Annotated in this window: 22 protein-coding genes; 9 read left to right on the top strand and 13 right to left on the bottom strand. The window is 69.8% G+C overall.

The window, feature by feature from the left end; translation table 11 throughout:
- Positions 1-101: 101 nt before the first annotated feature.
- The 7 genes from ACT3TD_RS09735 to ACT3TD_RS09705 form a co-directional block, all read right to left on the bottom strand.
- The gene (locus ACT3TD_RS09735) at positions 102-623 is read right to left on the bottom strand and encodes a DUF732 domain-containing protein (protein ID WP_301441663.1); all 522 of its coding nucleotides are present in this window, start codon (positions 621-623) and stop codon (positions 102-104) included.
- Entirely contained in the window at positions 620-2,602 is a 1,983-nt protein-coding gene (locus ACT3TD_RS09730; RefSeq protein WP_301441664.1) for an alpha/beta hydrolase-fold protein, read from the bottom strand. Before ACT3TD_RS09730 ends, ACT3TD_RS09735 begins: the two co-directional genes overlap by 4 nt.
- 296 nt (positions 2,603-2,898) lie before the next feature.
- Positions 2,899-3,531 (bottom strand): PAQR family membrane homeostasis protein TrhA, encoded by a 633-nt coding sequence (gene trhA / locus ACT3TD_RS09725; RefSeq protein WP_301441679.1) that lies wholly within the window; start codon positions 3,529-3,531, stop codon positions 2,899-2,901.
- A gap of 195 nt (positions 3,532-3,726) precedes the next feature.
- Positions 3,727-4,776 (bottom strand): alpha/beta hydrolase, encoded by a 1,050-nt coding sequence (locus ACT3TD_RS09720; protein WP_301441665.1) that lies wholly within the window; start codon positions 4,774-4,776, stop codon positions 3,727-3,729.
- A gap of 172 nt (positions 4,777-4,948) precedes the next feature.
- Entirely contained in the window at positions 4,949-6,049 is a 1,101-nt protein-coding gene (locus ACT3TD_RS09715) for a decaprenyl-phosphate phosphoribosyltransferase (RefSeq protein WP_301441666.1), read from the bottom strand.
- A complete protein-coding gene (locus tag ACT3TD_RS09710) occupies positions 6,046-6,606 on the bottom strand; it encodes a phosphatase PAP2 family protein (protein ID WP_301441667.1) in 561 nt (186 codons plus the stop codon). The genes ACT3TD_RS09715 and ACT3TD_RS09710 overlap by 4 nt, the downstream gene beginning before the upstream one ends.
- Positions 6,603-8,660: a glycosyltransferase gene (locus tag ACT3TD_RS09705; RefSeq protein ID WP_301441680.1), complete on the bottom strand. Its 2,058-nt coding sequence runs from the start codon at positions 8,658-8,660 to the stop codon at positions 6,603-6,605. Before ACT3TD_RS09705 ends, ACT3TD_RS09710 begins: the two co-directional genes overlap by 4 nt.
- Positions 8,661-8,848: 188 nt before the next feature.
- Between ACT3TD_RS09705 and ACT3TD_RS09700 the strand changes: the two genes are divergently transcribed.
- Together ACT3TD_RS09700 and ACT3TD_RS09695 are read left to right on the top strand one after the other, a co-directional pair.
- Positions 8,849-9,685, top strand: coding sequence for an SDR family NAD(P)-dependent oxidoreductase (locus ACT3TD_RS09700; protein WP_301441668.1), 837 nt, complete (start codon positions 8,849-8,851; stop codon positions 9,683-9,685).
- A gap of 42 nt (positions 9,686-9,727) precedes the next feature.
- Positions 9,728-11,500, top strand: a complete 1,773-nt coding sequence (locus ACT3TD_RS09695; protein ID WP_301441669.1) for an acyl-CoA dehydrogenase — start codon at positions 9,728-9,730, stop codon at positions 11,498-11,500.
- A 31-nt stretch (positions 11,501-11,531) separates the two neighbouring features.
- Here the strand turns inward: ACT3TD_RS09695 and ACT3TD_RS09690 are convergent, their stop codons facing one another.
- The 3 genes from ACT3TD_RS09690 to ACT3TD_RS09680 are packed head-to-tail and all read right to left on the bottom strand — an operon-like array spanning position 11,532 to position 14,351.
- On the bottom strand, positions 11,532-12,623 hold the full coding sequence (locus tag ACT3TD_RS09690; RefSeq protein WP_441578819.1) for an ABC transporter substrate-binding protein: 1,092 nt from the start codon (positions 12,621-12,623) through the stop codon (positions 11,532-11,534).
- A 58-nt stretch (positions 12,624-12,681) separates the two neighbouring features.
- Entirely contained in the window at positions 12,682-13,509 is an 828-nt protein-coding gene (locus ACT3TD_RS09685; protein WP_301441671.1) for a helix-turn-helix domain-containing protein, read from the bottom strand.
- Positions 13,506-14,351, bottom strand: a complete 846-nt coding sequence (locus ACT3TD_RS09680; protein WP_441578822.1) for a siderophore-interacting protein — start codon at positions 14,349-14,351, stop codon at positions 13,506-13,508. The genes ACT3TD_RS09685 and ACT3TD_RS09680 overlap by 4 nt, the downstream gene beginning before the upstream one ends.
- Positions 14,352-14,619: 268 nt before the next feature.
- On the opposite strand from ACT3TD_RS09680, the gene ACT3TD_RS09675 reads away from it, so the two are divergent.
- On the top strand, positions 14,620-15,606 hold the full coding sequence (locus tag ACT3TD_RS09675) for an ABC transporter substrate-binding protein (protein WP_301441673.1): 987 nt from the start codon (positions 14,620-14,622) through the stop codon (positions 15,604-15,606).
- 21 nt (positions 15,607-15,627) lie between these two features.
- On the opposite strand, the gene ACT3TD_RS09670 is transcribed toward ACT3TD_RS09675, so the two are convergent.
- Positions 15,628-16,710 (bottom strand): ABC transporter substrate-binding protein, encoded by a 1,083-nt coding sequence (locus ACT3TD_RS09670; protein WP_301441674.1) that lies wholly within the window; start codon positions 16,708-16,710, stop codon positions 15,628-15,630.
- Positions 16,711-16,757: 47 nt separating this feature from the next.
- Positions 16,758-17,768, bottom strand: coding sequence for an ABC transporter substrate-binding protein (locus tag ACT3TD_RS09665; RefSeq protein ID WP_301441675.1), 1,011 nt, complete (start codon positions 17,766-17,768; stop codon positions 16,758-16,760).
- A 190-nt stretch (positions 17,769-17,958) separates the two neighbouring features.
- Between ACT3TD_RS09665 and ACT3TD_RS09660 the strand changes: the two genes are divergently transcribed.
- Together ACT3TD_RS09660 and ACT3TD_RS09655 are read left to right on the top strand one after the other, a co-directional pair.
- On the top strand, positions 17,959-19,611 hold the full coding sequence (locus ACT3TD_RS09660) for an ABC transporter transmembrane domain-containing protein (RefSeq protein WP_301441676.1): 1,653 nt from the start codon (positions 17,959-17,961) through the stop codon (positions 19,609-19,611).
- On the top strand, positions 19,608-21,359 hold the full coding sequence (locus tag ACT3TD_RS09655) for an ABC transporter ATP-binding protein (RefSeq protein ID WP_441578817.1): 1,752 nt from the start codon (positions 19,608-19,610) through the stop codon (positions 21,357-21,359). The genes ACT3TD_RS09660 and ACT3TD_RS09655 overlap by 4 nt, the downstream gene beginning before the upstream one ends.
- 469 nt (positions 21,360-21,828) lie before the next feature.
- On the opposite strand, the gene ACT3TD_RS09650 is transcribed toward ACT3TD_RS09655, so the two are convergent.
- A complete protein-coding gene (locus ACT3TD_RS09650; protein WP_444637985.1) occupies positions 21,829-23,529 on the bottom strand; it encodes a long-chain-fatty-acid--CoA ligase in 1,701 nt (566 codons plus the stop codon).
- A 76-nt stretch (positions 23,530-23,605) separates the two neighbouring features.
- On the opposite strand from ACT3TD_RS09650, the gene ACT3TD_RS09645 reads away from it, so the two are divergent.
- Genes ACT3TD_RS09645 through ACT3TD_RS09630 form a run of 4 tightly spaced genes read left to right on the top strand, consistent with a single transcriptional unit; the run spans position 23,606 to position 26,875 of the window.
- Complete coding sequence (locus ACT3TD_RS09645; RefSeq protein ID WP_301443833.1) at positions 23,606-24,049, top strand: VOC family protein; 444 nt, start codon at positions 23,606-23,608, stop codon at positions 24,047-24,049.
- A gap of 59 nt (positions 24,050-24,108) precedes the next feature.
- Entirely contained in the window at positions 24,109-24,786 is a 678-nt protein-coding gene (locus ACT3TD_RS09640) for a response regulator transcription factor (protein ID WP_301443832.1), read from the top strand.
- Between the two features lie 4 nt (positions 24,787-24,790).
- A complete protein-coding gene (locus ACT3TD_RS09635) occupies positions 24,791-26,140 on the top strand; it encodes a sensor histidine kinase (protein WP_301443831.1) in 1,350 nt (449 codons plus the stop codon).
- A 57-nt stretch (positions 26,141-26,197) separates the two neighbouring features.
- Positions 26,198-26,875, top strand: a complete 678-nt coding sequence (locus tag ACT3TD_RS09630) for a hypothetical protein (RefSeq protein WP_301443830.1) — start codon at positions 26,198-26,200, stop codon at positions 26,873-26,875.
- Positions 26,876-26,943: the final 68 nt, after the last annotated feature.

Here is a 26,943-nt window from a genome sequence, read left to right as displayed (position 1 = left end):
TTACCACTTTTTCCGGGTCTGCTTTTCAGCGACCTGCGGGTATACCGCGAAAGGGCCCGGAGAAGTGGTAGCACTTCTCCGGGCCCCTTCCCCTGCGCGGGTCAGCCGCAGTAGTGGTTCTCCGCGGCCTCGGTGATGATGCGCTGGGCATCCTCGGCGGACACGTCGGTGAGCTCCTGCACCTCGAGCTGGCCGGCGATCATCGGCACGGCGAACCCGTCGCGCCCCTCCTCGTTCGCCAGGCACTGCTCACGGGCGGCGGCGATGACCTGGTCCTGGATCGCCGAATCCTCCACGTCGATGCCGTTGTCCTTGATCTGGGAGAGGAAGGCGTCGTCCTCGTCGGTCCGGGGTGCGACCTCGCCACCCGGCTCCTCGACCTCGTTGACCTCCCCGTCGCGCGGGGAGTCGCCGGAGCCGGAGCCGGTGTCCGGCGCGGCGGACGTCGGTGCGTCCGACGAGGACGGTGACGCCGATGACGAGGCGGACGAACTCACGCTGGGGACGTTGGTCTGCGTGTCGTCGTCACTGTCGACCGTGGAGTCGCCGCCGCAGGCGGCCAGGGTGCCGGCGAGCAGCAGTGCAGACGCCGCAGCGCCGAACCGCTTCATCGGGATGCTCATCGCGGATCCTTCTCGACGTTGCCGTTGACCTCGCGGATCTCACCGTTCTGGAACTTCACGACCTCGCCGCCGGCGTCGATGGACTGCTGGTCCTCGACCGGGAAGCCGAAGCGACCCTGCTCCCACTTCTCCTCGCCCCAGGCGTCGAAGATCGAGCCGTAGCGGATGATGTGCGCACCGGTGGAGGCGGACCAGTAGATGTTGCCGTGCTCGAACTGGGTGAACGCGCCACCCTTGATCTTGATCTCCTCGGAGGTCGGGAAGCCGAGTCCGGAGTCGTCGGGGCCGCCGGCCTCGACGTACTTCGAACCGATCTGCCCCTCGATCATGCGGACCTTGCCGGACTTGTCACGCACGGCGACACCGTTCTGGAACTGCTGGGCGGCACCGTCCTTGACGGTCTCCACGGCGGAGACCGGGTAGCCGAAGGCGCCGCTCTCCCACTTGGTGGCACCCCAGGCGTCGACGATGTCGTTCTTCACCGCGACGGCACCGGTCTGCGGCGTCCAGTAGATGATGCCGTTCTCGAAGCGCTGCAGGATGCCGCCGTCCTTCAGTCCGGTCTGCTCCTCGCCGGTGGGGTAGCCCAGCCAGCTGCCGGCACCGCCCATCTCGGAGTAGCGGGCACCGATGCGGCCCCAGCTGGCCCAGGCCTTCTCGGCGTCCTTCTTCCAGTAGATGCGGCCGTTGCGGAAGTCCTGCACCTTGCCGCCGTTCGCGGCGTCGTACTCGTTGGTGGTGCAGGTCCCCAGGTTCTGGCTGCGCTGGCGCTTCTCTGCCTCGGCGATGCGTCCCACGGCGGCGCAGTTGGCGCCACGGTCCTCGTCGGACAGCCCGAAGGTCTGGGCGATGTACGGCCAGGCCTGGGTCATCTCGTACTGCCAGTAGGGCCAGTCGTGGGTGCCGGAGCTGCGGTACTTGGTGACCACGTCCACGTCGGCGCGGTTGGCTGCGTTGGCGAAGGTCTGCGTGGTCATCCGCGACATCGCCTCCAGGCCGAAGGCCGCCGGGTTGGCCGGGTAGCCGGGGATCGGCCCCTGCTGGTCGTAGGGACCGGCGTTGCCGTTGCCGGCGGAGACGTAGACCGTCATGTCCTTGAGCTGGTCGACGTGCTGCTTGGGGTCGTTCTCGTTCCAGCGCTCGGAGCCGTAGGATCCCCACATGCGCTGCGCGTCGTAGCCGTTGCCCTCGTTGGTGGCGAAGTTGATGGCCTGCGGCACACCGGGCGAGGTGGTGTCGAGGTAACCGGAGAAGGAACCGACGAACTGGAAGAGCTCCGGGTGGCGCTGCGCGAGGTTCACCGCGGCGGTACCACCCATGGAGATGCCGGTGATGGCACGCTGCTCGGTGGTGCGCCAGCCTTCACGCAGCACCGCGGGCAGCTCCTGGGTCAGGAAGGTCTCCCAGTTGTAGGTGGTGCCGTCCTCGGGGTCCTCCTCCCAGTCGGTGTAGAAGGACGATGCGCCGCCGACGGGCATGATCACGTTGACGTTCTTGTCGGCGTAGAACTGCTGGATGTTGGTCGACAGGGTCCAGCCGGACTCGTCGTCGCGGGCGCGCAGGCCGTCCAGCGCCCACACGGACGGGAAGTCGCGGTCGGGCTGGCTGTACCAGTCGCGGGCCAGGAGGATCTGCACCAGCACCGGCTCGCCGGGCATCGACGGGGTGTTGATGTAGACGTTCGCCCACCGGTCGGACAGCCACTCGACGCGGTCGACGTCCACGCCGTCGGGCAGTCCCGGCAGGTCCTGGTCGGTGGTCTCCTGCGTAGGACGCTCCGGCACGTCGTCCGGGTCGAGGTAGTTGCCGAGGCCGCCGAGGCTGCCGCCCTGCGCCGCGGCAGGCGCGGCGAGGGGCAGCGCCAGGGCCACCGAGAGCGGCACCGCCAGGATGGCGGCACCGACGCGCCGTGAAGCCCCACGGGACGAGGGGCGGCGGGCGAGGGACTTCCCGGTGCGGGTGTTCGCAGCGTTACTCATGGTGGTGGCGTTCTTCCTTCGTAGGTACGTCTCGACGGTCACGGCGGCATCGGCTGTGGAGTGACCGGTGCACCGGCAGCGGGTTCCCCGCCCACTGCCGACGTCCGGTCGAAAACCGGTGCCCGCCACCGCGGCCCGGCCCCGGTACGGAGGACGGACGGAGGGTGACGGCAACACCGGCAATTATGGCAACCGGGACGCGAAATGCCCCGGACAACACGCCAGAACCTTGAAGTTTTACTTGAGACTTAGTTTCTCCACGGAGTCTAACACCCCACCACACCCCCGCACAGCCTTCAGGACAGAACGAGGATCCAGATCGCGATGTGGTGCAGTCCCCCGGCCACGATCGTCGCGGCGTGGAACACCTCGTGGAAACCGAACCAGCGCACCGAGGGGTTGGGACGCTGCCGGCCGTACACCACCGCCCCGGCGGAGTAGACCAGCCCGCCGACCACGATGAGGATCCCCGGCACCACCGGGATCGACTCCACGAAGCCCCCGAGCTTCAGCACCGCCAGCCACCCCAACGCCAGGTAGACGACCACGTCCAGCCAGCGCGGGTGGCCGATCCAGAAGATGTTCATCGCCACCGCGCCGATCGCCAGCACCCAGCAGACCGGAAGGATCCACAGCCCGTCCGACCAGGAGTCGAAGGCGAACACGGCGATGGGACCGTAGGTGCCGGCGATGAAGATGGCGATCATCGAGTGGTCCGCCCGACGCCACGCCTGCACGGTGGCCTCGCTGCGCCACGGGGCACGGTGGTAGAGCGCGGACACCGCGAAGAGCGCGATCAGGCACAGCGAGTACAGCGCGGTGATCCAGGACAGCGCGGCATTACCGTGCAGCATGAATGCGGCGGCGGTCAGGGCCGTCCCGGTTCCCCCGAAGTACCAGGCGGCGTTCTCGTGGAGCCGTCCCCGCATGAAGGGCCGCGCACCGCGGTCCACCGCCGTGAGCCGGCGACCGTTCCCACTGTGCCCGACGTGCGCCCGCTCCCCCTGCTGCCCCGGTTGGTTCTCTTCTGTTTCCATACTCGCCGAGTGTATGCCTACGGCCCGGGAGATGGTGATCATCTCCCGGGCCGTGGGGGCACTGCTTCAGTCAGGCTCTCAGTCAGGTCAGCAGACGACCTGGCCGGCGCGGTAGCAGACGTTCAGCGCGTCGAGGATCGACGTGCGGGCCTTCTGCAGCTCCGGGGTCCACAGCGTCCAGTTGTGGACGCCGACCGTGGGGTAGCTGGCCGTCACGTTCGCGCCGGAGGCGCGGGCGGCGAGCTCGAAGGTGGCGGTGGATCCGCGGGAGCCCCACTCCAGGCCGATACCGGCGATACCGCCGACCGGGTTGGCCATGAAGTCGTCGCGCGGGCCGGGGATGCCGGCCGCCGCGGAGATGTACACCGGCATGCCGGACAGCTTCGGCGCGTTGAGCAGCGGGTCGTTGGCGAAACGCGTCGGGTGCAGCGGGTGACCCCACATGTCCCAGATGTTCGCGCCGCGCGAGCCCTCGTTCATGGCGAACTGCAGGGCCATGTACATGCCCGGGGCTGTGGTGTTCAGGTAGCCGGACAGCGAGGTGACCTGCTTGAACTGGTCACGGTGACGCGAGGCGAGGTTGATCGCCGCGGTACCGCCCATCGACAGGCCCACCAGCGCGTTGTTGGTGCGGCTGATGTTGAAGTTCTGCGCCAGCTGCGCGGGCAGCTCACTGGTGAGGAAGGTCTCCCAACGCGGCTTCTTCGGGGTGGTGGAACCGTTGAACGGGCCGATCCAGTCCGAGTAGAACTGGGAGGCGCCACCGACGGGCATGACCACGTTGACGTCGTCGTTGACGAACATCTCCGGGGCGTGGCCCTGGTAGGTCCAGGCGTTCCAGTCGTCACGGGCACGCAGCCCGTCGAGCAGGTACATCGCGGCCTGGCTGTTCGAGCGCTTGATCTGGACCTGGATGTCCTGGTTCATCGACGCCGACCAGAACCAGCAGTTCTGGACGTAGTAGTTGTAGTTCGCCCAGGTACAGCGCGGTCCCAGCGTCGCCCGCTCGTCTGCCGAGGCAGTCGGGGCCACGACGGCGGCCAAGCCGAAGGCGGTGCCGATCGCGACGATCAGGGCCATGATCTTGCGGCCCAGCGAGCCGGTCGCGGACCGGTGCTTTCCGGTGGCAGTCGTCATGTTTTCCTTTACTTGCGGTTGTTCAGTCAGCGTCGTCAGGGTCGTGCAGGTCGTCTCTAGTCAACGAACCGGACGTTACCAAACAGTGATCTTTTCCGCCAAGAATATCGTCAAGCCCGCCCCAAGCGTTACGCCAGGGACGGGCCAGCGGGATGCCAGGTTCGACAGGCCCCTAGGTAACGGCCGGAATCACGTACACGGCCACCGCGATCGTGGCGACCCACAGCAGCGCAAGGGCCTGCAGCGTCCTGTCGCTCAGTGCGATCTCGTCCGGTGCACCACCCTCGCCCCGGTCGACGTCCGCGGCGTAGCGCAGGATCGCCACGGTGAAGGGCACCATGGAGACCTGGTACCAGACCGAGGCGTGACCCGGGTGCTGCTGGCTCATGTCGAAGCCCCACAGGGCGTAGGCCAGCACCACGGCCGTGGCGGACAGCGTCCACACGAACCGCAGGTAGGTCGGAGTGTAGCTCTCCAGCGACTTGCGGATCTTCGCGCCCGAGCGCAGCGACAGCTTGAGCTCCGCGTACCGCTTGCCGGCGGCCATGAACAGCGAACCGAACGCGGCGACCAGCAGGAACCACTGGGACAGGTCGATGCTCGCGGCCACGCCACCGGCCATGGCGCGCAGCATGAACCCGGAGGACACCAGCGCGATGTCGATGACCGGCTGGTGCTTCCAGCCGAAGCAGTAGCCCAGCTGCAGCCCGATGTAGATGGCGATGACGATCGCCAGCGAGCCGCCGTTGGACGCCAGGAAGCTCAACCCGATGGCGGCGACGATGAGCACCACCGCCATGGCGTAGGCCAGGCCCACCGGAAGCACGCCCGCGGCGATCGGCCGGTAGCGCTTCGTGGGGTGCTGACGGTCGGACTCCACGTCCTTGGCGTCGTTGACCAGGTAGATCGACGAGGCGCCGAGGCAGAACACGACGAAGGCGATGATGATGTCGGTGATCACCCGCCCCTGGAAGAGCAGGTCACCGCCGGCGGCCGCGGGCGCAGCGACGACGAGGACGTTCTTCACCCACTGCTTGGGGCGCAGCGCCTTGACCATCGCCTCGGGCAGGTTGCGCGGGGCACGGTGGCCGGTACCGGCACCGGTGTCCTCCGTCGACTCCTTGGCGTAGGTCTGGTCCTCCCACTCCGCCGGCTCCTCGAGCCCGGAGGTGTGCGGTTCGGACCCGATGAACACCTGACGCTCCCCCGGACGCTCGTTGGTGTCGTTGGACTCGGTGGGGTCGAATTCGGGGTCCGTCCCGGGTCGGGTCATCGGTTGATCTCCTTCGCAGTTCGGTGGACGGCCTTCTCGGTCGCCACCCCGAGGGCGACGCCGGCGAGGACGTCGGTGGGGTAGTGCACCCCGAGGACCAGGCGGGACGCCATCATCACCGGCACGCCGGCGAGCGGCAGCCGGGACCCGGTGACCCGGGTCAGCGACGTCAGCGCCGCGGCGGTGGACGTGGCGTGTGACGAGGGGAAGCTCAGCCGCGACGGCGTCGCCACCCCGACGCGGATGCGCGGGTCCGAGGGCCGGCGGCGTCGCACGACCCGCTTGAGGACGACGGACGCCGCGTGGGCGGTGAACGCCGAGACGCCCAGCTCCACCCAGGGTGCCACGCCGGCCGTCGCGCCGGCCGTGTCCTTACGTCCGCGCACGGCGGCGACCGCTGCGCCGGTGCCGGCGAGGGCGAACCAGCCGAGCGCGTGCTCGCCGAAGTGGCTCAGCCCGCGGGCGGTGGCGAGGACGGTACGGTCGGCCGGCGCCTTCAGGACGGCGTCCTGCACGGCGACGAGCACGTCCGCCTCGGAGCGGACCGCAGAGGTCATGACGTCTCCCCCGGCTCGAAGATCTTCGCCCAGGCGTCCACGCTGGTCAGCTCGGGGTGTGCCACGCGGTAGCGCTGCCGCATCTCGTCGAAGCGGGTCGCCACCTCCTTCTGCAGGCGCGCGGACTCGCGGGCCAGGTCACGGGCCTTGTCACGGTCGCGCTTGCGGTAGACCACGCCACGGCCGTCGGCGGTGGTCACGGTGACCCCGTCGAGACGGCCGAGGGAGAACCAGCGGGCCTCGATCGGGGGCAGGTTGACCTGCGGCACCTCGTGGTGGTGCGGGTCGGCCGGGCGCAGGTTGTTGGCCACGACCTTCGCCAGGCGCGAGACCTTGGCGAACGGCGACAGCGGGATGTCCGTCAGCTTCGCCGGTCCACCCACCGGGGCGGGCAGCTGCGCGGCGGACGGCACGACGACGGCGTCCGGGTACTGCTTGCGCAGCGCGTTGATGCGCGGCAGCGCGGTGTCGAGGATGTCGAAGAGCTGGTCCGGGCCGGCGAGGAAGTCCTTCATCGCCTCGTTCTGGATCGCCACGGTGGAGTACTCCAGGCACATGAGGTGCTTGGCGGTGGCCTTCGTCATCGAGGTGATGATGCCCGTCGGGCTGCCCTCGTGCTGCAGGGCGGCGACGATGAGCCGGTTGCGCAGGTGGAAGTAGGCCTGCCAGTCGATGGCGTCGTCCTTGTCGGACCAGGCCATGTGCCAGATCGCAATGCCGGGCCAGGACGCCGTGGGGAAGCCGTGGTCGCGGGCGCGCAGGCCGAACTCGCCGTCGTCCCACTTGATGAACAGCGGCAGGGGCTGGCCGATGGTGTCGGCGACGACGCGCGGGATCATGCACATCCACCAGCCGTTGTAGTCGGCGTCGATGCGGCGGTGCAGGTCCTTGGAGTCGACCGCCTCGCCGGAGGCGTTCTCCCCGTACTCGCCGCGGTCACGCAGCGGGTGGTTGTAGAAGTCGTGGTCGTAGTGCGTGTGCGGGGCGGCGGTCCACATGAAGCTGCCACGGTCGATGATCTCGCCCATGGTGTGCAGGTGGCTGCGCTCCTGCAGGTTCAGCATCTGACCGCCGACCAGCATCGGCGAGGTGGCGTAGCGCGACGCCGCCAGGGAGCGCAGCACGCTGTCCGGCTCGATGGCGATGTCGTCGTCCATGTAGAGGATGAACGGGCTGTCGGTGCCGCGCTCCGGGTGACGCGCCTCGTACATGATGCGCGAGTATCCGCCGGAGCCACCGAGGTTGCCCTGCACCGGCATGCGCAGCCGGTCGCCGTAGTGCTCCTCGACCGCCGGGAAGCCCGGCTCGTCCTTCGGGTGCTTCGTGCCCTGGTCGGGCATGATCAGCGTGTCCACGACCGAGTCGACGACCGGGTCGGACGACAGCGCCTCCAACGCGGCGACGGCGTCCGCCGGACGGTTGAACGTGGGGATGCCGATCGTCACGCGCGGCTCCGGGGCGGGCAGGACGTCTCCCGCCTTGAGCGTCTTCTTCCCGCCGGTGACGGGATCGGTCACCACGGTGTCGGAGACCACGCGCTGCTCCCCGGCGTCCTTCGTGGCGAACCAGCCGGCGCTGTGGATGACGGTCTCGGACTCGCAGGTGATGTCGAACCAGATCCAGCCGCCGTCCTCGAACGGGTCCAGGGACATGGTGAACTCCGCGACACCGCGGCCGTCCTCGTCGACCTCCACGATGCCGCCGGTCACGGCGATACGCGAGCCGTCGATCTTGGAGCGGTAGATGTCGATGCGCGCGTCGCCGGTGAGGTCGACGCGCAGCTGCACCTCGTCGAGCTGGCTCCACCGGCGCCAGTAGGACGCGGGGAACCCGTTGAAGTAGCTCTCGAAGCTGATCTCCTCGCCCGCGGGGATGCGGGCGGACGTGCGCGACAGGGCGGTGACGCGCCCCGGGGTCTGCTCGTTCTCCACGATGTAGAGGGAACGCACGTCCCGCGGTTCACCCCGCTTCGGCAGAATGACCCGGGCGAGGCGCCGCGGGTCGTATCGATCCTCGCTCCCGACGGCAGCCCGGTCGCCGGACTGGTCGCTCATCTCAGTGGTTGCGCTCATGAAGTTCTACGCCGGCCTCCGTTAGACAGTTGTACGCCGCCGATTATTCCCCATCAGCACCGCAGGGACGTAGTCGGGCACGCTGCATACGCCTGTGAGTCCTCTGTGGGTTCGGGCAGGGACACGGGTGCAGATACGGGTGAGGGTACAGGTGCGTAGCCTGGGCGGGCATGAATGACAGCAGAACGATCGTGATCACCGGCGCCAGCGACGGCATCGGCGCCGCAGCGGCGCGCCACCTGGCGGCGTCCGGCCACCGGGTCGTCCTGGTCGGCAGGTCGCCGGAGAAGACACGCGCCCTCGCCGACGAGCTGGACGCCCCCTACCACCTGGCGGACTTCCAGCACCTCGACCAGGTGCGCGACCTGGCGTCCGACCTGCTCGACGCCTACCCGCGCATCGACGTGCTGGCGAACAACGCCGGCGGCATCTTCTCGCAGGAGACCACGCAGGACGGGTACGACAAGACGTTCCAGGTCAACCACCTGGCCCCGTTCCTGCTGACGAACCTGCTGCTCGAGCGGCTACGCGAGTCGCACGCCACGGTGATCCAGACCGCCAGCATCGCCGCCCGCCTCTTCGGGGACCTTGATCTCTCTGACCTCGACAATTCAGGGAAGTGGAGCGCGAACAAGGCCTACGGCGACGCCAAGCTGGAGAACATCCTGTTCACCGGCGAACTGGACCGCCGGTTCGGCGACGAGGTCAACGCCGTGGCCTTCCACCCCGGCGTTGTCAGCACCAGTTTCGCCTCGGACACCTCCAGCCTCATGAAGATCGTCTACCACCTCCCCGTGGTCTCGAAGCTGCTGATGACCAGCCCCGAGGACAGTGCACGCCTCCTCGTCGACCTGGCCCTGGGCGAGCCCGGCACCGATTTCACCCCTGGCGGCTACCACGAGCGCGGGAAGCTGGCCACGAAGGTGAATCCGCAGGTCCACGACGCGGCACTGGCGGAGGGGCTGTGGGAGCGCAGCGCGGAGCTGACCGGGGTGGGGCGCCCGTAGGTTTCCGCACCGACATCCCCGTCGGTACTTTAGGGTGGAAACATGACCGCCGAGATCCTGTCCCGCGACGACCTGTCCTTCCTGCTCCACGACTGGCTGCGTGTCGAGGAACTCACCGACCACGCGCCGTTCGCCGAGCACTCCAGGGACACCTTCGACGCGATGCTCGACGCCTCCCGCGAGCTGGCGGTAACGTCCTTCCGCCCGCACATGCGGGCCTCCGACCTCGACGAGCCGACGTTCACCAGCCGCGACGGCAGCGTCCACACCCACGAGGCCATCGCCCCGGCACTGCGCGCCTTCGCCGACTCCGGCCTCGCCGCCGCGTCCTTCGGGGAGGAGCACGGCGGGGTCGACCTGCCGCTCACCGTGTCCCGCGCCTGCTTCGCCTGGGTCCAGGCCGCCAACATCGCCACCGCCGCCTACCCCATGCTCACCATGGCCAACGCCGCCCTGATCATCGCCCACGGCTCCCCGCAGCAGGTGACCGACTACGCCGACCCGCAGCTCGCCGGAGTCTTCAGCGGGACCATGTGCCTGTCCGAGCCCCACGCCGGTTCCTCGCTGGCCGACGTGACGACCCGCGCCCGGCGCGACGACGACAGCGGTACGTGGCGCCTCACCGGCACGAAGATGTGGATCTCCGGCGGCGACCACCAGATGACCGACAACATCATCCACCTCGTCCTCGCCCGCACCGGCGCAGCCGGGGTGAAGGGACTGAGCCTCTTCATCGTCCCGAAGGTCCTGAAGGACGGCGAGCGCAACGACGTGACCCTCGCCGGCCTCAACCACAAGATGGGCTACCGCGGCACCACCAACACCCTGCTCAACTTCGGCGACGGCACGCACTCCCCCGGCGGGTCGGCGGGCGCGGTCGGCTACCTCGTCGGCGAGGAGAACCGCGGGCTGCAGTACATGTTCCACATGATGAACGAGGCCCGCATCGGCGTGGGCACCGGCGCGGCCGCCCTGGCGATGACCGGGTACCTGGAGTCCCTGGACTACGCGCGCAACCGCCCGCAGGGCCGGCCCGTCGGTGCGAAGGACCCCGCCCGGCCGCAGGTGCCGATCATCGAGCACGCCGACGTCCGGCGCATGCTCCTGGCGCAGAAGGCCTACGCGGAGGGGTCCATGGCCCTGTGCCTCTACGCCGCGAACCTGGTGGACCGCTCCACCGTCGCAAGCGGTGAGCAACGCCGACGGTTCGACCTGCTGCTCGACGTGCTCACCCCGGTGGTGAAGAGCTTCCCCTCCCAGTACGGGCCCGCCGCCAACGACCTGGCGATCCAGGTCCTCGGCGGTGCCGGCTACACCCGCGACCACAACGTGGAGCAGTTCTACCGCGACAACCGGCTCAACCCCATCCACGAGGGCACGCACGGAATCCAGGGCCAGGACCTGCTCGGACGCAAGGTCGTGATGCAGGACGGCGCGGGCCTGCGCCTGCTCGCCGAGACGATCACCGCGACGGTGGACGCCGCCGCGGCGTCCTTCCCCGCGTTCTCGGACGCCCTCGCCGCCCGCCTCGCACGCCTCGTGGAGGTCACCGCGACGTTGCGGAAGGACGGGGACGCCTCAGCCGCACTCGCCCACGCGACCGACTACCTCGAGGTCACCGGGCACGTCGTGGTCGCCTGGATCTGGCTGGACATGGCACACGCCGCCCGTGAGGCCGGCTCCCCGCTGGCGGCCGGCAAACGGGCCGCCGCCGAGTACTTCTTCACCCGCGAACTCCCCCTCGTCGACCCGGTGCTCGACCGGCTCGCGCACCCGGACTCCCTGTTCACCGGACTGGACTGCGCTGATCTGTGACGCCGTGTGACGCCGTGGCTACCCGACGGTCTCAGCGTGCCGGGCGCACCACGGCACCGCCGTCCAGCGCCTCGGACAGGTCGTCGAGGAACCCTTCGTCCAGCGCCCAGCGGATACTGAGCGGACTGGGACCGTTGGTCGCCGAGGCGAGCGTCTCGTCCTCGAGGATGTAGTAGTTGCCGTCCTCGATCGGTCGCCACCGCGACATCGCCGGGGTCTCCAGCGTGTCCCGCGTCTGCTGCGCACTGCTCGACCAGCCGACGAAGAGGTCGGTGTCGACCCGTCCGACGTTCTCCAGACTGACGGTGCCGAAGAAGGAGTCCTCCTCCTCCAGGTCCATCGAGTCGGCGAGGTTGGAGCTGTCCACCAGGCCGAACTCCCGCAGGAAGGCGACCCGCGGGTCACCCGACACGTAGAGGCCCAGCTCCTGGGAACCGCCGTCGAAGGTCAGCCCGTAGACGAAGGACGAGTCCTGCAGGTTCGGGTACTCCGCGGCCTCGTCCGCCATCGCGGTCTCGGTCTCCCCGATGAGCTCGGCACCGCGCTCCTGCTCCCCCATCGCGGTGGCCACGGTCTCCGTCAGTTCCTGCCAGCTACCGGACTGCCAGGGGCTCTCGGTGTAGGCCACGGTCGGGGCGATGTCGGTGAGACGACCGTAGTCGACGTCGGTGATCCCGGAGTGCGGCGCGAGGATGAGGTCGGGTTCGGTGGCCGCGATCTTCTCCACGTTGATGCTCCCGTCCTCGGAGTCGGTGAGTTCGGGCATGTCGGCGTCCAGGACGTTCTCGACCTGGTCGCGGAACCACGGGCTGAACCCCTCGTCGTCGCCTCCCCAGGTCTCGTCGACCCCCACCGGGGCGGTGCCCAGGGCGGCGACGATGTCGTGGGTGATCCATCCGATGGTGACGATCCGCTCCGGCTTCTCCGGGATCTCCGTCTCGCCGTAGACGTGTTCCATGGTGACCGGGAAAGTGCCGGATCCGCTGTCACCGCCACTGCCGCCCGAGCTGTCCCCATCGTCGGACCCGCATGCGGTCAGTACCGCCGCCGACGCCAGCGCCACCGCGCTCAGCATCCCCAGCCAGGCCACTCGCATGCCCTGCACTCCACCTGTTTTTGTCATGGTCCCACTCCTGTTTTTTCTGCTTTTTCTGTTGTCATGTTGTCGTCCCGCGAGGAACTCACCGCACGGTGCGGAAGTACTGCGGGCCGCGTCCGGTGACGCGTTTCATCGCCGTGCTGAAGGCACTGGCGGAGGTGTAGCCCACCTTCCTGGACACCGCGCCGACCGGCGCGCCGTCCGACAGCAGCCGCACGGCCTCGGACATGCGGGCGGCCGTGCGCCACTCGCTGAAGGTCATGCCGGTGTCCGCCCGGAACGCCCGGGCGATGGTGCGCCCGCTGGTGTTGAGGATCCACGCCCAGTCGTCCAGGGAGCGGTCGTCGTCCGGACGTTCCATGACGTGACGCATGATCGGCTGGATCAGCCGGCTGTCCGGCAGCGGCAGTTCGAGCCCCGGCAGGCACGGCTCGGACATGAAGTCCAGGCACAGCCGCTGCGCCCGGAACCGCCGGTCGCGTCCCATCGCGTTGTAGGCCATCATCACCAGCATTTCCCTGGTGGCGGCGTTCACCGCGACATCGTGCACCCGGTCCGCCGGCCCCTCCCACGCGTCCGGTCGCACGTAGACCGCGGTCAACGTGCTGGACGCACCGGTGTCGGCGGCGTGCCCCACGCCGGCGGGCACGAAGACCCCGTGCCCGGGCGGGAGGTGGTGACGGTGCCCGTCCACGTCCACGTAGGCGCTGCCTCGCATCGGCCAGAAGACCACGTGGTGGTTGAGGTGGTGGTGCGTGTCCCCCGTGCAGACCTCCGGTTCGAGCGGACTGGGGTAGCGCAGTTCCCGCATCGTGAGCAGGTAGTCTCCGGGGATCAGGTCGTCCTGCTCGGCGGACATCGGCGGGACGGACTCCGGCGCGTCGAGTACCGCGCCCTGCAGCACGGTCACAGCCCGTTCGTCTCGTAGAGGCTGTCGACGAGGTCGGTGACCTCGTCGGGGTCGCGGTCGCTGTCGTAGAGGTCACGGACCTTGTCGGCGAACTCCTCGCCCAGCGCGTCGTAGGCGGCGATCCACCGCTCCTTGTCGTGGACCCAGTAGCCCATCGTCGTCGCCGCCGTCCGGGCCAGGCCCTTCTCCTCACGCAGCTGCCGGCGCAGCGTCCGCGAGACGCGGGTCTCCGTGCCCACCCACACCGCGGCGTCCTGCGGGATGTCCAGGTCCGACAGCGCCTCCGGCAGACGGGAGGGACCCACGCCGTTGCCACCGCCGGGCAGCCAGACGCATTCGACCTCGCCGCGACGCGGCGCGACCTCGTACCCGGCGTCCCGGACCTCGCAGACGAGGGTGGACGTCATGCCCGCCGGAGCGTCCTCGCAGATCCGCAGTGCCGCCGGCAGGCCCGGCTCGTCGCAGAGCAGGACCTGGTGGGTGGCGTCCTGCGCCCGCCGGTACACGGCGACAGGCTCGGTCAGGCCGACCTCGCCGCCGACCTCGACGGTGGTCGCCCACGTCGTCGCCACGCCGGTGCCGTGGACGACGAAGTCGACGTCCACCTCACCGGGACGCCAGTCGCGGATGGTGTAGGTGCGCATCTCCGAGGCCTCGACGCCGTCCGCGTACACCCAGCCGGTGCCCTCCACACGCGGCAGGCGGACGGGCTCGGTCGGGGCGTCCGGGAAGAAGACCCGCACCCACTCGTCGCCCACGTCCGTGGTGGGGTAGTCGGCCATGTCCGGTCCGCCAAGACTGACCCGCACCATCGCCTTGCCGACCCTCGTCACCGCCGTCACCCGGGCCCGGTGAATCCGGGGATCGGAACCTCCCTGACCTGCATCCACGCGTTTCTCCCGCCGTCCGCGCAGCACCCTGGCGGGTACCGCTGCACTTATTTTCGCTAAGGCAACCCTACATGTACCGGTCTTCGCGCAACGGACAGGTCACCTCGCACAGACGTCAGGGATGCGGTGCTGCCACGACCGGCGCCCCGGGCGCAGGGCTGTCGTGAAACAGACACAATCTGTCCGATGCCCGCAGATACCGACGGTTAGCGTCGACTCCATGACATCACGAGGACGTTTCACCGCACCGCTGCTCGCCGGCCTGTGCGCCGTATCCCTGACCGCGCTCGCCGCCTGCTCGTCGGACGAGGACTCCGCGACGGGTGGCGACTCCGGCGCCGACACCATCACCTTCGACTACGCCGACCAGCAGGTGGAGATCCCGGCGGACCCGCAACGGGTGGTCTGCATCGAGACCCGGCTCTGCCCCGAGTTCGCCGAGATCACCGGGCTCAACCTGGTGGCGACCCCCGAGATCACCGCGGAGTCCGCACAGAACAACGTGGTCAACGACGACCTGCCGGACACCGTGACCAGGTACGACTTCAACACCACCGACCCGGACGCCGAGGCCGTGGCGGACATGGACCCCGACCTGATCATCACCACGGCCGCCTGGTTCGACACCTACGACAGCGAACAGCAGCAACGCCTCGAAGAGATCGCCCCCGTGATCGGACTCGACGGCGACCTCGCCCGGGATGCCAGGGCGTCCTCCCTCGGAGACGACGCCTGGCTCGAGCCACTGCTCGACCAGGCCGAGCAGATCGGCAAGAGGGAGGAGGCAGAACAGAGCATCGCGGACTACCACCGCGTCGTCGAGGCCGGCGCCGAGGACCTCGGCGAGTACGCCGGACAGACCGTGGCCATCGTCGCACTGCAGGACGACCAGTTCGTGCTCGAGGACGAGAACCTCGCCCCCGAGGTGCTCACCGACCTGGGCTTCACCGTGCTGACCGACAGCGGGTCACGCGAAGCCGACGGATCGCTGCGGATGTACAGCAAGGAGAACCTGAACATCCTCACCGAGGCGGACGTGATCCTGGTGCAGAACCCCGACTCCGCCGTCGCCGACGACACGATCTGGAAGAACCTGCCCGCCGTGGTCGACGGCAAGACCCCGCAGCTGCTCTACAACCACCGCGCAGGGTACTCGAAGGTCGGGGCTGACTTCGCTGACTACGTCGTGGACCAGCTCACCGACTGACAGTCGAGCGCTACCCCGGCGCTACCCCACCGAAGCGGACAGGACATCCGCGATGTCCTCGACCGCCCAGGAGAGGCTCAGCGGCGTCGAGGTCGCCAACGCCAGGCCCACGTCCGGGTCCTCGATCACCGAGGCATCACCGTCCGCGACCGGCCCCCAGGCGGCGAACGTCCGGTCGGCGTCCACCGCGGCGTCCCACTCCTCGCGGCTGACGGTGCTCACGTTGGTGTCGGCGTCGGTACTGATCAGCCTTTCGACGGCGACGTTGAAGCTCGACTCCCCGTCCGCCTGCTCCGCCAGGGCGGCCAGGTCCGGCGACGGGGTCAGACCGAGCTTCTCCAACGTCCCGACCCGCGGGTCCGCCTCGGAGAAGATCACGACCTGGCCGTCCGTCGGGAGGAAGCCGTAGAGGAAGGACACCCCGGACAGTTCCGGGTGGGAGTCCGCGACCCCGCTGATCTTCTCGTCCAGCTCACCGGTGATCTCCGCCGCCCGTTCGGCGCGGCCCAGCGCCTCACCGACCATCGTCAGGTGGTCCTGCGCGGACGTGGCCCAGGGCTCGTCCGGGAAAGCGACCGTGGGGGCGATGTCGGTCAGCCGGTCGTACTCCTCGGCGCTGATACCGGAGTTCACCGCGAGGATCAGGTCGGGTTCCTGGGTCGCCACGAACTCCGTGTCGACCTCACCACGCTCCAGCGACTCATCGGTCGCCGGCAAGGGTGCGCCGAGTTCCTCGACGGCCTCGCGGAACCACGGGTGGTACTCGGCGCTGTCACCCTCGCCACCGGCGATGCCCTGGGCGACCGGGACGGTGCCGAGCTGTACGGCGAGGTCCGCGCCGCCCCACCCGACCACGAGGACACGCTCCGCCTGCTCCTCCACCGTGGTCTCCCCGTAGGCGTGGTCGATGGTGACGGGGAACGCGCCGTCGTCGGGTTCGGCGAAGACGCGTTCCGCGCCGTCGCCTGAGCCGGACGAGCCGGACGTCTCGTCCTGCGCCGAAGAACATCCGGCGAGCAGGGCGGGGACGGCGGCGAGCGCCAGGACGGCGACGGCCGCACGGCGGCGTGCCGGACGGACCCGTCGCGGCAGGGTGGTGTTCATGTGACTCCAGTCATCGGGAATAGGGGTGGAGCGGGGACAACGACAGGTCAGCCCTGCAGCGGGGCGAGGACCTTCTCCTCGATGATGTCGAGGAAGTCGACCGCAGAGGCATAGTCGGTGACCGACCCGTCGACGGGCACGACGTGGTCGTCCTGCGCGGCCTTGAGCTGCTGGAACAGCGGGTTGTCCATGACCTCCTGCATGCCCGGGTCCACCGTCCCGTCCGCGTTGAGGGGCACCATGACCACGTCGGCCTCACCGAGGAGGGAGCCGATGTTCTCCGTGGAGTACTCCTCCCACCCCTTGGGGAACTCGCCGGTGGGCACCGACGACGCCGTGGTCATGCCCACCTCCTCGAAGATCGCGCCGAGGATGCCGGAGGGGTAGTTGATGTAGAAGTTCGTCGGGTCGTCCATCGGGCCGATCGAGGCGAAGGTGTACTCGTCGAGCACGTCGGCGTAGTCGTCCTGCAGTTCCGCCAGGCGGTCCTCGTAGGCCGCCTTCGTCTCCTCGAGCTCGTCCTCGGTGCCCACGGCCTCGGCGATGGAGGCGACGATGGCCTTCCAGTCACCCCGGTCCTCACCCTCCACGATGACCGTCGGGGCGATCTCCGCGAGCTTCTCGTAGACGTCGTCGTCGATCTCGAGGACGTCGCCGACGATCAGGTCCGGCTCAGCCGCGGCGACCGCCTCGATGTCCAGCTCGAAGAACTTGCCGACCGGTTCGGCCTGCTCCACGAAGTCCAGCTGTTCCTCGGTGAACCCCTGCGTGTAGTCGCTGTAGTCCTGGGTACCGACGGGCGTGACGCCGAGGGACTTCAGCTGCCACGGGGTGTCGTAGGAGACGGCGACGACGCGCTCCGGGGTCTCCGGGACCTCCACCTCGCCGTAGGCGCTGTCCACGGTGCGGACGTTGTCGGCGTCCTGCCCGTCGTCGTCGCTGCCGCAGGCGGCGGTCGCCGCCACCAGCCCGGTGGCCACCGCCACCGCTGCGACGGTCCGGCCCACTCGCCGGCCCAGTTTCGTGGCCCAGTGCGTGGCCCCGGTTGTCGTCCTCATCTGCTGCTCCTCATCTGGTTCTCCTCGTGGCGTCCAGAAAACTCCATGGACATTCATCCAGACCGTAGCGGGCGGTCGGTCGGCGCAGCGGACACTGTCTGCAGCGCAACGGACACAGGAACCGACCCTGTCCGCTGCACGACGACTCCCGTCCGCCCCGCCGCGAGCCACGGCCCTAGCGTGAACTGTCATGCGGACCACCGACCCTTCCGGCGACCCCACTGCCGCTCCTTCCGGCGTCACCACCGGCCACGTCCTGCGCATCGCCCTGACCGGCGACGGCCGGGCGCGGCGCCTGGCGGCGTGCACCCTCGGCCTGGTGGTGCACAACCTCGGCGATGCGGCCGTGCCCGTGCTCATCGGCGTCATCATCGACCGGGCCGTCATGCCCGGAGACCCCCGGGCGCTGGCCGTGTGGCTGGGGGCGCTGGCGGGGGTCTTCCTGCTCACGTCGCTGAGCTACCAGCGCGCGATGCTGGGCATGGTGCGGGTCTACGGCCACGGTGAGCACGACCTGCGCCAGCTCGCGCTCGGCCGCGTCCTGCACCCGCGTGGGCACGCCCGGCGCTCCACCGGCGAGGTCCTGTCGATCACCACGAACGACACCTTCCAGGTCGCCGGGGTCTCCTGGAGCATCGTGCAGCAGCTCGCCACCGTCGCCGGACTCGTCGCCGCGGCCGGGGCGTTGCTGGCCGTCTCCGCTCCCCTGGGCATCGGGGTCCTGGCCGGGGCGGTGGCCGTGCTGGTGCTGATGCAGCGGCTCTCGCGTCCGATGTTCGCCCGCGGACGCACCGAGCAGCGGGCCGTCGCCGCCGCCAGCGACGTCGCCGCGGACGCGATGGCGGGACTGCGCACGATCCGCGGCCTCGGGGCCGAGGACGAGGTCGCCCGCCGGTACCGCGTCGCCAGCGCACATTCGCGCGATACCGCGGTGGCCTCGGCATTGTCGCTGCGCGGCTACGAGGCGGTCAGCGACGTGGTTTCGCTGGTCTACCTGGCAGTACTCACCTTCGCCGCCGGCTGGCTCGCACTCGACGGGACGATCACCCCGGGTGAGCTCGTCACCGTGATCGGGTTGGCGCAGTACCTCAAGGGCTCGCTGTCGCACATCGGCACGTTCGGGGCGAACTGGGCGTACAAGCGCGCCTCCGCGGCCCGGCTGCGCGCCTTCGTCGCCGAGGAGTACCAGCTGCCCGGCGCGGCGCACCCGGCGCCGCGCCGCAGCGGCGACGCCGGCGTCCTGACCTGGGAGGCGACTGCAGACGCCTCGGCGGCCACCGCGCCGACGGTGACGGCACGCGCAGGACGGCTCGTCGGCGTGCACGTCGCGACGTCCGACGCCGGACGCATCGCCGACCGGCTCGGCTTCCGCACCGTCCCGGCGCGCGGCGAACTCACCCTCGACGGGGTCGACGCGCTCGACCTCGGGCCGGACGCCTGGCATCGGGCCGTCACCGTGCCACCGCGCGACTCGACGCTGTTCACCGGCTCCCTGCGGGAGAACGTGACCTTCTCCGACGCGCAGGTGGACGCCGATGTCGCCACCGCCACCGCGTTGGACGACGTCGTCACCCACCTTGGTTCCGTCGAGGCCCCCGTCGGCGAGGGCGGCCACCGGCTCTCCGGGGGCCAGCGGCGCCGCGCGGTGCTGGCCCGCGCCCTACATGCTTCCGGGCATGTGCTCGTCCTCGACGAGCCGACGATGTCCCTGGACCCGGTGACCGCCCGCGACGTCGCCACCGGACTCGCCGCGCTCGTGCACGACAGGCCCGGGCTGGCGGTGCTGGTCATCACGTCCGACCACCTCATGCTGGACGCCTGCGACGAGGTGGTGGAGCTGTGAACACCACCACGAACCGGCTGCCCGAGGCCACCGTCCGGCAGACCGGTCGGGTCGTCGCGGAGCTGCTGCGACCCCGCCTGGGTGCGTTGTCGCTGGTGGTCGCGTGCCTCACCCTCGGCTCGGCCGCGGCGCTGGCCGTGCCCGCCCTGCAGGGGCGCCTCGTCGACGACGTGATCGACGGACGCGGCCTGGACCGTCTCGCACTCACCGTCGGCGGCGTCGTCGCGGCCGGCGTGGTCGCCGCACTGCTCGTCCTGTGGGGCGGTCGCCTGCTGGTCAGGACCCTGCAGGATGTGCTCGCCACCCTGCGGGAGGACGTGCTGGACGCCGCGGTCCACCTCGACCCAGGGGCCGTGGAGAGCGCCGGCAGTTCCGACGTGGTCTCCCGCGTGACCGGGGACGTGGAGTCCGTCACCACCGCGGTGACCGAGGTGCTGCCGCGCACGACCCAGGCCCTGTTCACCCTGGTGGTCACGGCCCTGGGCTTCGCCGTGCTGGACCCGTGGCTGGCGCTGGCCGCACTCGTCGCCCTGCCGGTGCAGGTGCTCTCCGGCGCGGTGTTCCTGCGCAGGTCACGTCCGCTCTACGTCCGTCAGCAGCGGATGGACGCCGAGCGCGGGCAGGCGCTCATCGAGACCGTGAACGGTGCGTCCACCGTGCGCGCCCACGGGCAGGGGGCGAACCGGTTACGCCTGGTGGCCGAGCGCAGCCTCGCGTCGGTGGAGATCGGGCGGGCGGCGACGAAGGTGCGCAACGTCTTCAACGGCGGGTTGAACGTCGCCGAGTTCCTCGGGCTGGCCGCGGTGCTGTGCGTGGGTTTCTGGCGGGTCGACGCCGGGGTGCTGAGCGTGGGGGCGGCCACCGCCGGCGCACTGTTCTTCCAGCGCATCTTCGCCCCGGTGAGCGTACTGCTGGCCAGCATCGACGACCTCCAGCGCGCGGAGGTGGGCCTGGCCCGGCTCGTCGGCGTGCTCGGGGTGGGTGGGGATGGGGTTGGCGCTGCTGGCGGGGCGGGCGGTACAGATGGCACTGTGCAGATCACGGACGTCCACTTCCGCTACGGCGGTGACCAGCGCAGCGGGACCGTCAGCGGGACCGGGCTCGACGGCATCACCCTCAGCGTCCCCGACGGGGCGCGGGTGGTGCTGGTCGGCGCGTCCGGATCGGGGAAGTCCACGCTGGCCCGTGTCATCTCCGGGGAGCTGCGCCCCGACCAGGGCCGGATGAGCGTGGGAGGGGTGGACGCCCACCGTGCCACAACGGCGTCCGGGAGACCGGCGGCGGTGCTGGTCACCCAGGAGGTCCACCAGTTCACCGGCACCGTGGCGGACAACCTGCGGCTGGCCTCCCCCACGGCCACCGACGCCGAGCTGACCGAGGCCCTGACCGCCGTCGGGGTGAACACCGACGCCCCTCTCACGTCCGCCGACACCCTCGACGAGGCGACGGTCCAGCAGTTGGCGTTGGCGCGCGTCCTGCTCGCCGATCCCCCGGTCGTGGTCCTCGACGAGGCCACCGCCCACGCGGGCACCGGCGAGGGTGCCGGACGCCTCGACGCCGCGGTGGACACCGTCGCCGCCGGCAGGACGGCGATCATCGTCGCCCACCACCTCTCCCAGGCGCAGACGGCCGACCTCGTGGTCGTCCTGGAGGACGGCCGGGTGGTCGAGTCGGGGACGCACACCGACCTCGTGGAGCGCGGCGGGCGCTACTCCCGACTCTGGGAGGCGTGGCTGCCCGCGGAGTGAGTCGCCTGCCCCGCTGAGCCCGTACCCAGTACCCCGCGCTGTTGTTGGTTTTCCGGAGCCAGACCAACAACAACGCGGGGTGATAGAACATCCCCCTCCGGTACGTCCGTGGGCCCCTCTACACTGATCAATGGCGCGGTCCTTTGACCGCCCTCCTCACTGCTGCGTGGCCCTGGTGCTCGCGCGCGACAGCGACGACGACCACGGCGAAAAGCCCGTTCACGGCAAAAGCAAAAGTCGCGGCCACCGTCCTCGTGCTGGGGACTCCGGTGGTCCGCGACTTCACAGAAATCGTGACCGCAGTACTTAGCTGGTTTACTAGCTAGGCACTACAGAGCACGTTGATGTTCGGCAGCCTCCGGAGATTAGGTCCTCCGGGGGCTGTTTTTATGATCAGAGCAACTCCCGCGGCGACGTGGGATCACCCTGATAGAAACCAGCCTACAACGGAGCGACGGAAAAACACCGCCTAGTCCGTCATCTGCTCCCGGACCTCCACACGTCGCACCTTGCCGAGCTGGTCGGCCGGCAACTCCTTGAACACCTGGAACACGCGCGGCACCTTGTAACGCGCCAGCCCCTCACGGCAGTGGTCCTTGAGGACCTCCTCGTCCAGCCGGGCGCCGTCGGCGAGGACCACGCCGGCGGCGACGGTCTCCGAGCCGTCCTCCCGCGGGAGGCCGACCACGCTGGCCTGCGCGATGGACGGGTGCTCGGAGAGCACCTCCTCCACCTCCGCCGGGTACACGTTGAACCCGCCGGTGACGATCATCTCCTTGATGCGCGAGACGATCTTCACGAAGCCGTCGGTCTCCTTGACCGCCATGTCACCGGTCCGGAACCAGCCGTCGACGAAGGCCTTCTCGTTGGCGTCCGGACGGTTGAGGTAGCCGCCGAAGACCTGCGGTCCCTTCACCACCAGCTCGCCGGCCTCGCCGTCGGGCAGCTCGCGGGCGGGGTCGTCCTGGTCCACGACGCGCACGTCGGTGTCCGGGAAGGGGATGCCGACGTACCCGGGGCGACGGTCGGTGCTCATCGGGTTGCCGATCACGATCGGCGAGGTCTCGGTGAGCCCGTAGCCCTCGACCAGCAGACCACCGGTCATGTTCTCCCAGCGCTTCACCAGTTCGACGGGCAGGCCGGACGCCCCGGAGAAGCTGGCCTTCACCCCGGAGATGTCGATCTTCTGCTGCTCGGCGATGTTCATGATCGTCTGGTAGAGCGTCGGCACACCGGGGATCCAGGTGGGCTTCTGCTTCTTCATCGCCGACGCCAGCAGCGGCTTCTCCGGCGCGGGCAGCAACAGCACCGTGCCGCCGATCAGCGGCCCGAGTGTGATGTTCATCGTCAGCCCGTAGGCGTGGAAGATCGGCCGCGCACCGAGCATGCGCTCGGGCTCCTCCCCCTTGCCCAGCCCCGGCACCCAGGCCACGCCCTGGATGATGTTCGCGCACAGGTTGGCGTGGGTGAGCTCCGCACCCTTCGGCTTGCCGGTGGTGCCGGACGTGTACAGCACGATCGCCGGGTCGGACGCCTCGACCTCGGCCGTCTCGATCAGCGCGCGGCCCTCGGACTCCGAGGCGTCCGCCACGAGGTCCGTCCACTCGGTGAGCCCGTCGGTGCTGCCCTGCAGCTTCTTGCGCATCGCCTTGACCGGGCCGACGGGCAGCTTCAACGCCGCGCGCAGGTAGGCCGGCATCGCCCGGGTGATGGTGACCGGGATGATCTGCTCGAGCGGGGCGACGGTGCGCAGCTCCCGGGCGACGTCCACTGCCTTGTCCCAGAAGATGCCGACCTTCGCACCGTGGTCCTTGAAGGCCACGGTGAGTTCGCGGGCGGTGTACAGCGGGTTGTGCAGCGTGGCCGTGGCCCCCAGGGAGAGCACCGCGTAGAAGCTGATCAGTGCCTGCGGGCAGTTCGGCAGCGCGATCGCCACCCGGTCACCCTTGCGCACGCCGCGGTTGTGCAGCATCGCCGCGGTCTTACGGACCTCGCGGGCGTAGTCGGCGTAGGTGAGGCTCGTGCCGAAGAACGTCATGGCAGGACGGTCCGGCCACGTCCTCACCGCGCGGTCGAAGACGGCGGCGAGGGTGTCCTCGCCGGGGGCGTCGTAGTCCAGCTCCGGGCTGGTCCACTCCGGGTAGTACTGCTGCCAGGTTTTGTCGGTCATGGTGAACAAGGTTACGCCTGTAACATAGGTCACTCCCCCATGCTCACAGCGTGGATCACACCACCGAGAGGTCACCATGTCCACCTGGCTCAACCCCTACCTCAAGTTCCGCGACACCGCCGCGGACGCACTCGCCTTCTACGCCGGGGTCTTCGGCGGGAAGGCGGACGTCCTGACCTTCGGGCAGGCCGGTGCCGCCGACACCCCCGAGCGCGAGAACCTGGTCATGCACGGTCACCTGGAGACCCCCGACGGCTGGACCTTCATGGCCTGCGACACCGCCGACGCCGACCCCCGCGACTTCGAGGCACCCCCGGTCGACCTGTGCGTGGGCGGCGACGCCGACGAGTACGACAAGGTCGCCGGCTGGTTCGCCGCCCTGTCCGAGGGCGGCTCGGTGTTCCTGCCCCTGGAGAAGCAGATGTGGGGCGACTGGTTCGGCCAGGTCCGCGACAAGTTCGGCGTGTCCTGGATGGTCAACGTCGCCGCGGACGGTGCCGCCGGGGACGCCCCCAGCTGAGCCGTTCCGCGCCTCGCTCTTCAGCACCGCTTCAGCCTCGCCGTGCAACACTGGGCGCCATGCGGATTCTGCTGGTGGACGACGAGAAGCGGCTCGCCGACGGCGTGCGCCGCGGCCTGGAGGCCGAGGGCATGGTCGTCGACGTCGCCCACGACGGTGCGTCCGGACTCGACCTGGCGTCCGACGCGGACTACGACGTCATCGTCCTCGACGTGATGATGCCCGGCATGAACGGCTACCGCGTGTGCCAGGCACTGCGCGCCGACGGCGACCACACCCCCGTCCTGTTCCTCACCGCGAAGGACGGCGAATGGGACGAGGTCGAGGGCCTCGACACCGGCGGGGACGACTGGCTGACCAAGCCCTTCTCCTTCCCGGTGCTGATCGCCCGGATCCGCGCACTCGCGCGACGTGGTGCCCGCGAACGCCCCGCCACGCTCCAGGCCGGCGACCTGACCCTCGACCCGGCGGCACGTCAGGCGTTCCGCGGTGACCAGGAGATCACGCTCACCGCCCGCGAGATGGCGGTGCTGGACTTCCTGCTGCGTCGGCGTGGGGAGGTCGTGACCCGTCGGGAGATCATCGCCAACATCTGGGGCGACTCCTTCACCGGGGACGCCAACATCATCGAGGTCTACGTCGGCCACCTGCGCGCCAAGGTCGACCGGCCCTTCGGGCGGCAGGCCATCGAGACTGTCCGCGGCGTGGGCTACCGGTTGTCCGGGACGGGTGGGTGAGACGGTGCGAGGCACACGTCACTCGATCCGTGCCCGGGTCACGGCCGGCGCGACCGTCATCGTCGCCCTCATCCTCGTCACCAGCGCGGTTCTCGCCGTCCTGGTCCTCGGCCGGGTCCTCACCGCGTCCGTCGAGGAATCGGCGGAGCAGGACCTCGAGTCCCTGAGCTCCCAGATCGAGGACGACCCGGCGCGGGCGGAGAGCATCGTCGCCGGGATCGACGACGACCAGCTCGTCCGGCTGAGCACCTCCGGTGGCACCGTGGTCAACGACGAGGACGCCCACCTGCTCCCGGAGCCCGGCGACTCCCCGCAGCAGGTCACCGTCGACGACGAACCCTACCTCGTGGTCTCCGACGACGCTGAGCTCGCTGGGGACGCTGAGGACGCCGGTACGCTCACCGTCGCCCGGACCACCGAGCACGTCGACGAGACGGTCACCGCGACGACGACCCTGCTGGCGATCGCCGTGCCGCTGGTCGTCCTGCTCGTCGGCGCAGTGGTGTGGATCGTCACCGGTCGGGCGCTACGCCCGGTCGACCGGCTCCGCCGCCAGGTCGACGCCATCACCGCCGAGGAACTGTCCCGACGGGTGGACGCCGGGGACGACGAACTCGGTGCCCTGGCAACCACCATGAACCGGATGCTCGCTCGCCTCGAACACTCCCAGGCCGTCCAGCGCCGGTTCGTCAGCGACGCCTCCCACGAGCTGCGCTCACCGCTGGCGACGGTGCGGCAGCACGCGGAGCTCGGGGCGTCCTACCCGGACGCCACCTCCCTGCCCGAGCTCAGCGAGGTCGTGCTCGACGAGGGCGAACGGATGCAGGACCTCGTCGAAGGCCTGCTGCTGCTGGCCAGACTCGACGAGGACCACCGCCCGCCCACCGAGACCGTGGACCTCGACGACCTGCTCTTCGCCGAGGCGGCCAGGCTGGCCCGGGTCAGCGAACTCGACGTGGACGTCACCTGGGTGGAGGCGGCGCAGGTGCAGGGCAACCCCCGGCTCCTCGGCCGCGCCGTGCGCAACCTCGTCGACAACGCCGCACGCCACGCGGCGTCGCGCATCGTCCTCGGGCTCCGGGACGCCGGCAGCACCGGCGGCGCGACGGTCGAGCTGACGGTCGCGGACGACGGAGACGGCGTCCCCACCGGCGACCGCGAGCGCATCTTCGACAGGTTCGCACGCCTCGACGACGGACGGGCGCGCGACACAGGTGGGAGCGGCCTGGGACTCGCCATCGTCAAGGAAGTCGCCCAGGCCCACCACGGTCAGGTGACCGCTGGCGAGAGCACCGGGACCGGAACACGCGGCGGCGCTGTCTTCACCCTCACCCTGCCGACTGGCGGATCCTGAAGGCGCTTTCAGCAAGCTTCAGAATGGGTTCAGTACCTGTCGGGCAGGGTGAGTGGCATGACAGAGAACACCGCACCCCAGAACCAGCAGAACGAACCATCCACCGACACCGCGGCACAGCCGAACAGGAAGCGCACGGGCCTGGCCATCGGCGCCGGCGCAGTCGCCGCCCTCGTCCTCGCCGGCGGAGTCGCCTACGGCGTGACCGGGAACTCCGGCGGCGACGGCGGAACCGTGGGCACCGCCGCCGCAGAGTCTTCCGGGAACTCCGGAGCCTCCGAGGCCTCCGGGTCAGACGCCGGAACGCTCCGCGAGGTCGCCGAGCAGGCGGTCTCCGAGGCCGGCGGACGCGGCGCCAGCTCCATCGAGGTCGAGAAGGACGGCCACGAGGTCGAGGTTGAACTCGACGACGGCCGGTCCGCGGACGTCCACGTCGGTGCCGACGGCACCGTTCGTGTCGACCCCGAGGATGAGGACGACGACGCGGACGAGGCCGATGCGTCCGGGCAGGACGAGCCCGTCCTCGACCTCGCCGCTCTCCAGGACGCCGTGGACGCCGGCTTGTCCTCAGCCGGTGAGGCCGGTGTCGCCGACGGTGTCGTGGAATCCGTGTCCGCCTCCGATGACCGGGGCGTGGCCTACGAGGTCAGCGTCCAGGGTCAGGACGGCCGTGAGGTCGATGTCGACCTGGCCGAGGACTTCTCCGTGGTCGCGACCGACATCGACGACGACTGACTCCACTCGGAGCCGGTCACACGGCAGCGCAGCAACAGCACAACAGAGCAATCACCCTCCCAGGTAGC

The organism is Corynebacterium sp. AOP36-E1-14, assembly GCF_052377495.1.
Lineage (GTDB): Bacteria > Actinomycetota > Actinomycetes > Mycobacteriales > Mycobacteriaceae > Corynebacterium.
The sequence above is the reverse complement of the archived record's forward strand: the minus strand, read 5'-3'. Positions and strand labels throughout refer to the sequence as shown.

Excerpts from the sequence above, each read along its gene's own strand:
- ACT3TD_RS09735 (WP_301441663.1), bottom strand. The coding sequence starts at position 623 with ATGAGCATCCCGATGAAGCGGTTCGGCGCTGCGGCGTCTGCACTGCTG.
- ACT3TD_RS09730 (WP_301441664.1), bottom strand. The coding sequence starts at position 2,602 with ATGAGTAACGCTGCGAACACCCGCACCGGGAAGTCCCTCGCCCGCCGC.
- trhA (WP_301441679.1), bottom strand. The coding sequence starts at position 3,531 with ATGCGGGGACGGCTCCACGAGAACGCCGCCTGGTACTTCGGGGGAACC.
- ACT3TD_RS09720 (WP_301441665.1), bottom strand. The coding sequence starts at position 4,776 with ATGACGACTGCCACCGGAAAGCACCGGTCCGCGACCGGCTCGCTGGGC.
- ACT3TD_RS09715 (WP_301441666.1), bottom strand. The coding sequence starts at position 6,049 with ATGACCCGACCCGGGACGGACCCCGAATTCGACCCCACCGAGTCCAAC.
- ACT3TD_RS09710 (WP_301441667.1), bottom strand. The coding sequence starts at position 6,606 with ATGACCTCTGCGGTCCGCTCCGAGGCGGACGTGCTCGTCGCCGTGCAG.
- ACT3TD_RS09705 (WP_301441680.1), bottom strand. The coding sequence starts at position 8,660 with ATGAGCGACCAGTCCGGCGACCGGGCTGCCGTCGGGAGCGAGGATCGA.
- ACT3TD_RS09700 (WP_301441668.1), top strand. The coding sequence starts at position 8,849 with ATGAATGACAGCAGAACGATCGTGATCACCGGCGCCAGCGACGGCATC.
- ACT3TD_RS09695 (WP_301441669.1), top strand. The coding sequence starts at position 9,728 with ATGACCGCCGAGATCCTGTCCCGCGACGACCTGTCCTTCCTGCTCCAC.
- ACT3TD_RS09690 (WP_441578819.1), bottom strand. The coding sequence starts at position 12,623 with ATGACAAAAACAGGTGGAGTGCAGGGCATGCGAGTGGCCTGGCTGGGG.
- ACT3TD_RS09675 (WP_301441673.1), top strand. The coding sequence starts at position 14,620 with ATGACATCACGAGGACGTTTCACCGCACCGCTGCTCGCCGGCCTGTGC.
- ACT3TD_RS09670 (WP_301441674.1), bottom strand. The coding sequence starts at position 16,710 with ATGAACACCACCCTGCCGCGACGGGTCCGTCCGGCACGCCGCCGTGCG.
- ACT3TD_RS09665 (WP_301441675.1), bottom strand. The coding sequence starts at position 17,768 with ATGAGGACGACAACCGGGGCCACGCACTGGGCCACGAAACTGGGCCGG.
- ACT3TD_RS09660 (WP_301441676.1), top strand. The coding sequence starts at position 17,959 with ATGCGGACCACCGACCCTTCCGGCGACCCCACTGCCGCTCCTTCCGGC.
- ACT3TD_RS09650 (WP_444637985.1), bottom strand. The coding sequence starts at position 23,529 with ATGACCGACAAAACCTGGCAGCAGTACTACCCGGAGTGGACCAGCCCG.
- ACT3TD_RS09645 (WP_301443833.1), top strand. The coding sequence starts at position 23,606 with ATGTCCACCTGGCTCAACCCCTACCTCAAGTTCCGCGACACCGCCGCG.
- ACT3TD_RS09640 (WP_301443832.1), top strand. The coding sequence starts at position 24,109 with ATGCGGATTCTGCTGGTGGACGACGAGAAGCGGCTCGCCGACGGCGTG.
- ACT3TD_RS09630 (WP_301443830.1), top strand. The coding sequence starts at position 26,198 with ATGACAGAGAACACCGCACCCCAGAACCAGCAGAACGAACCATCCACC.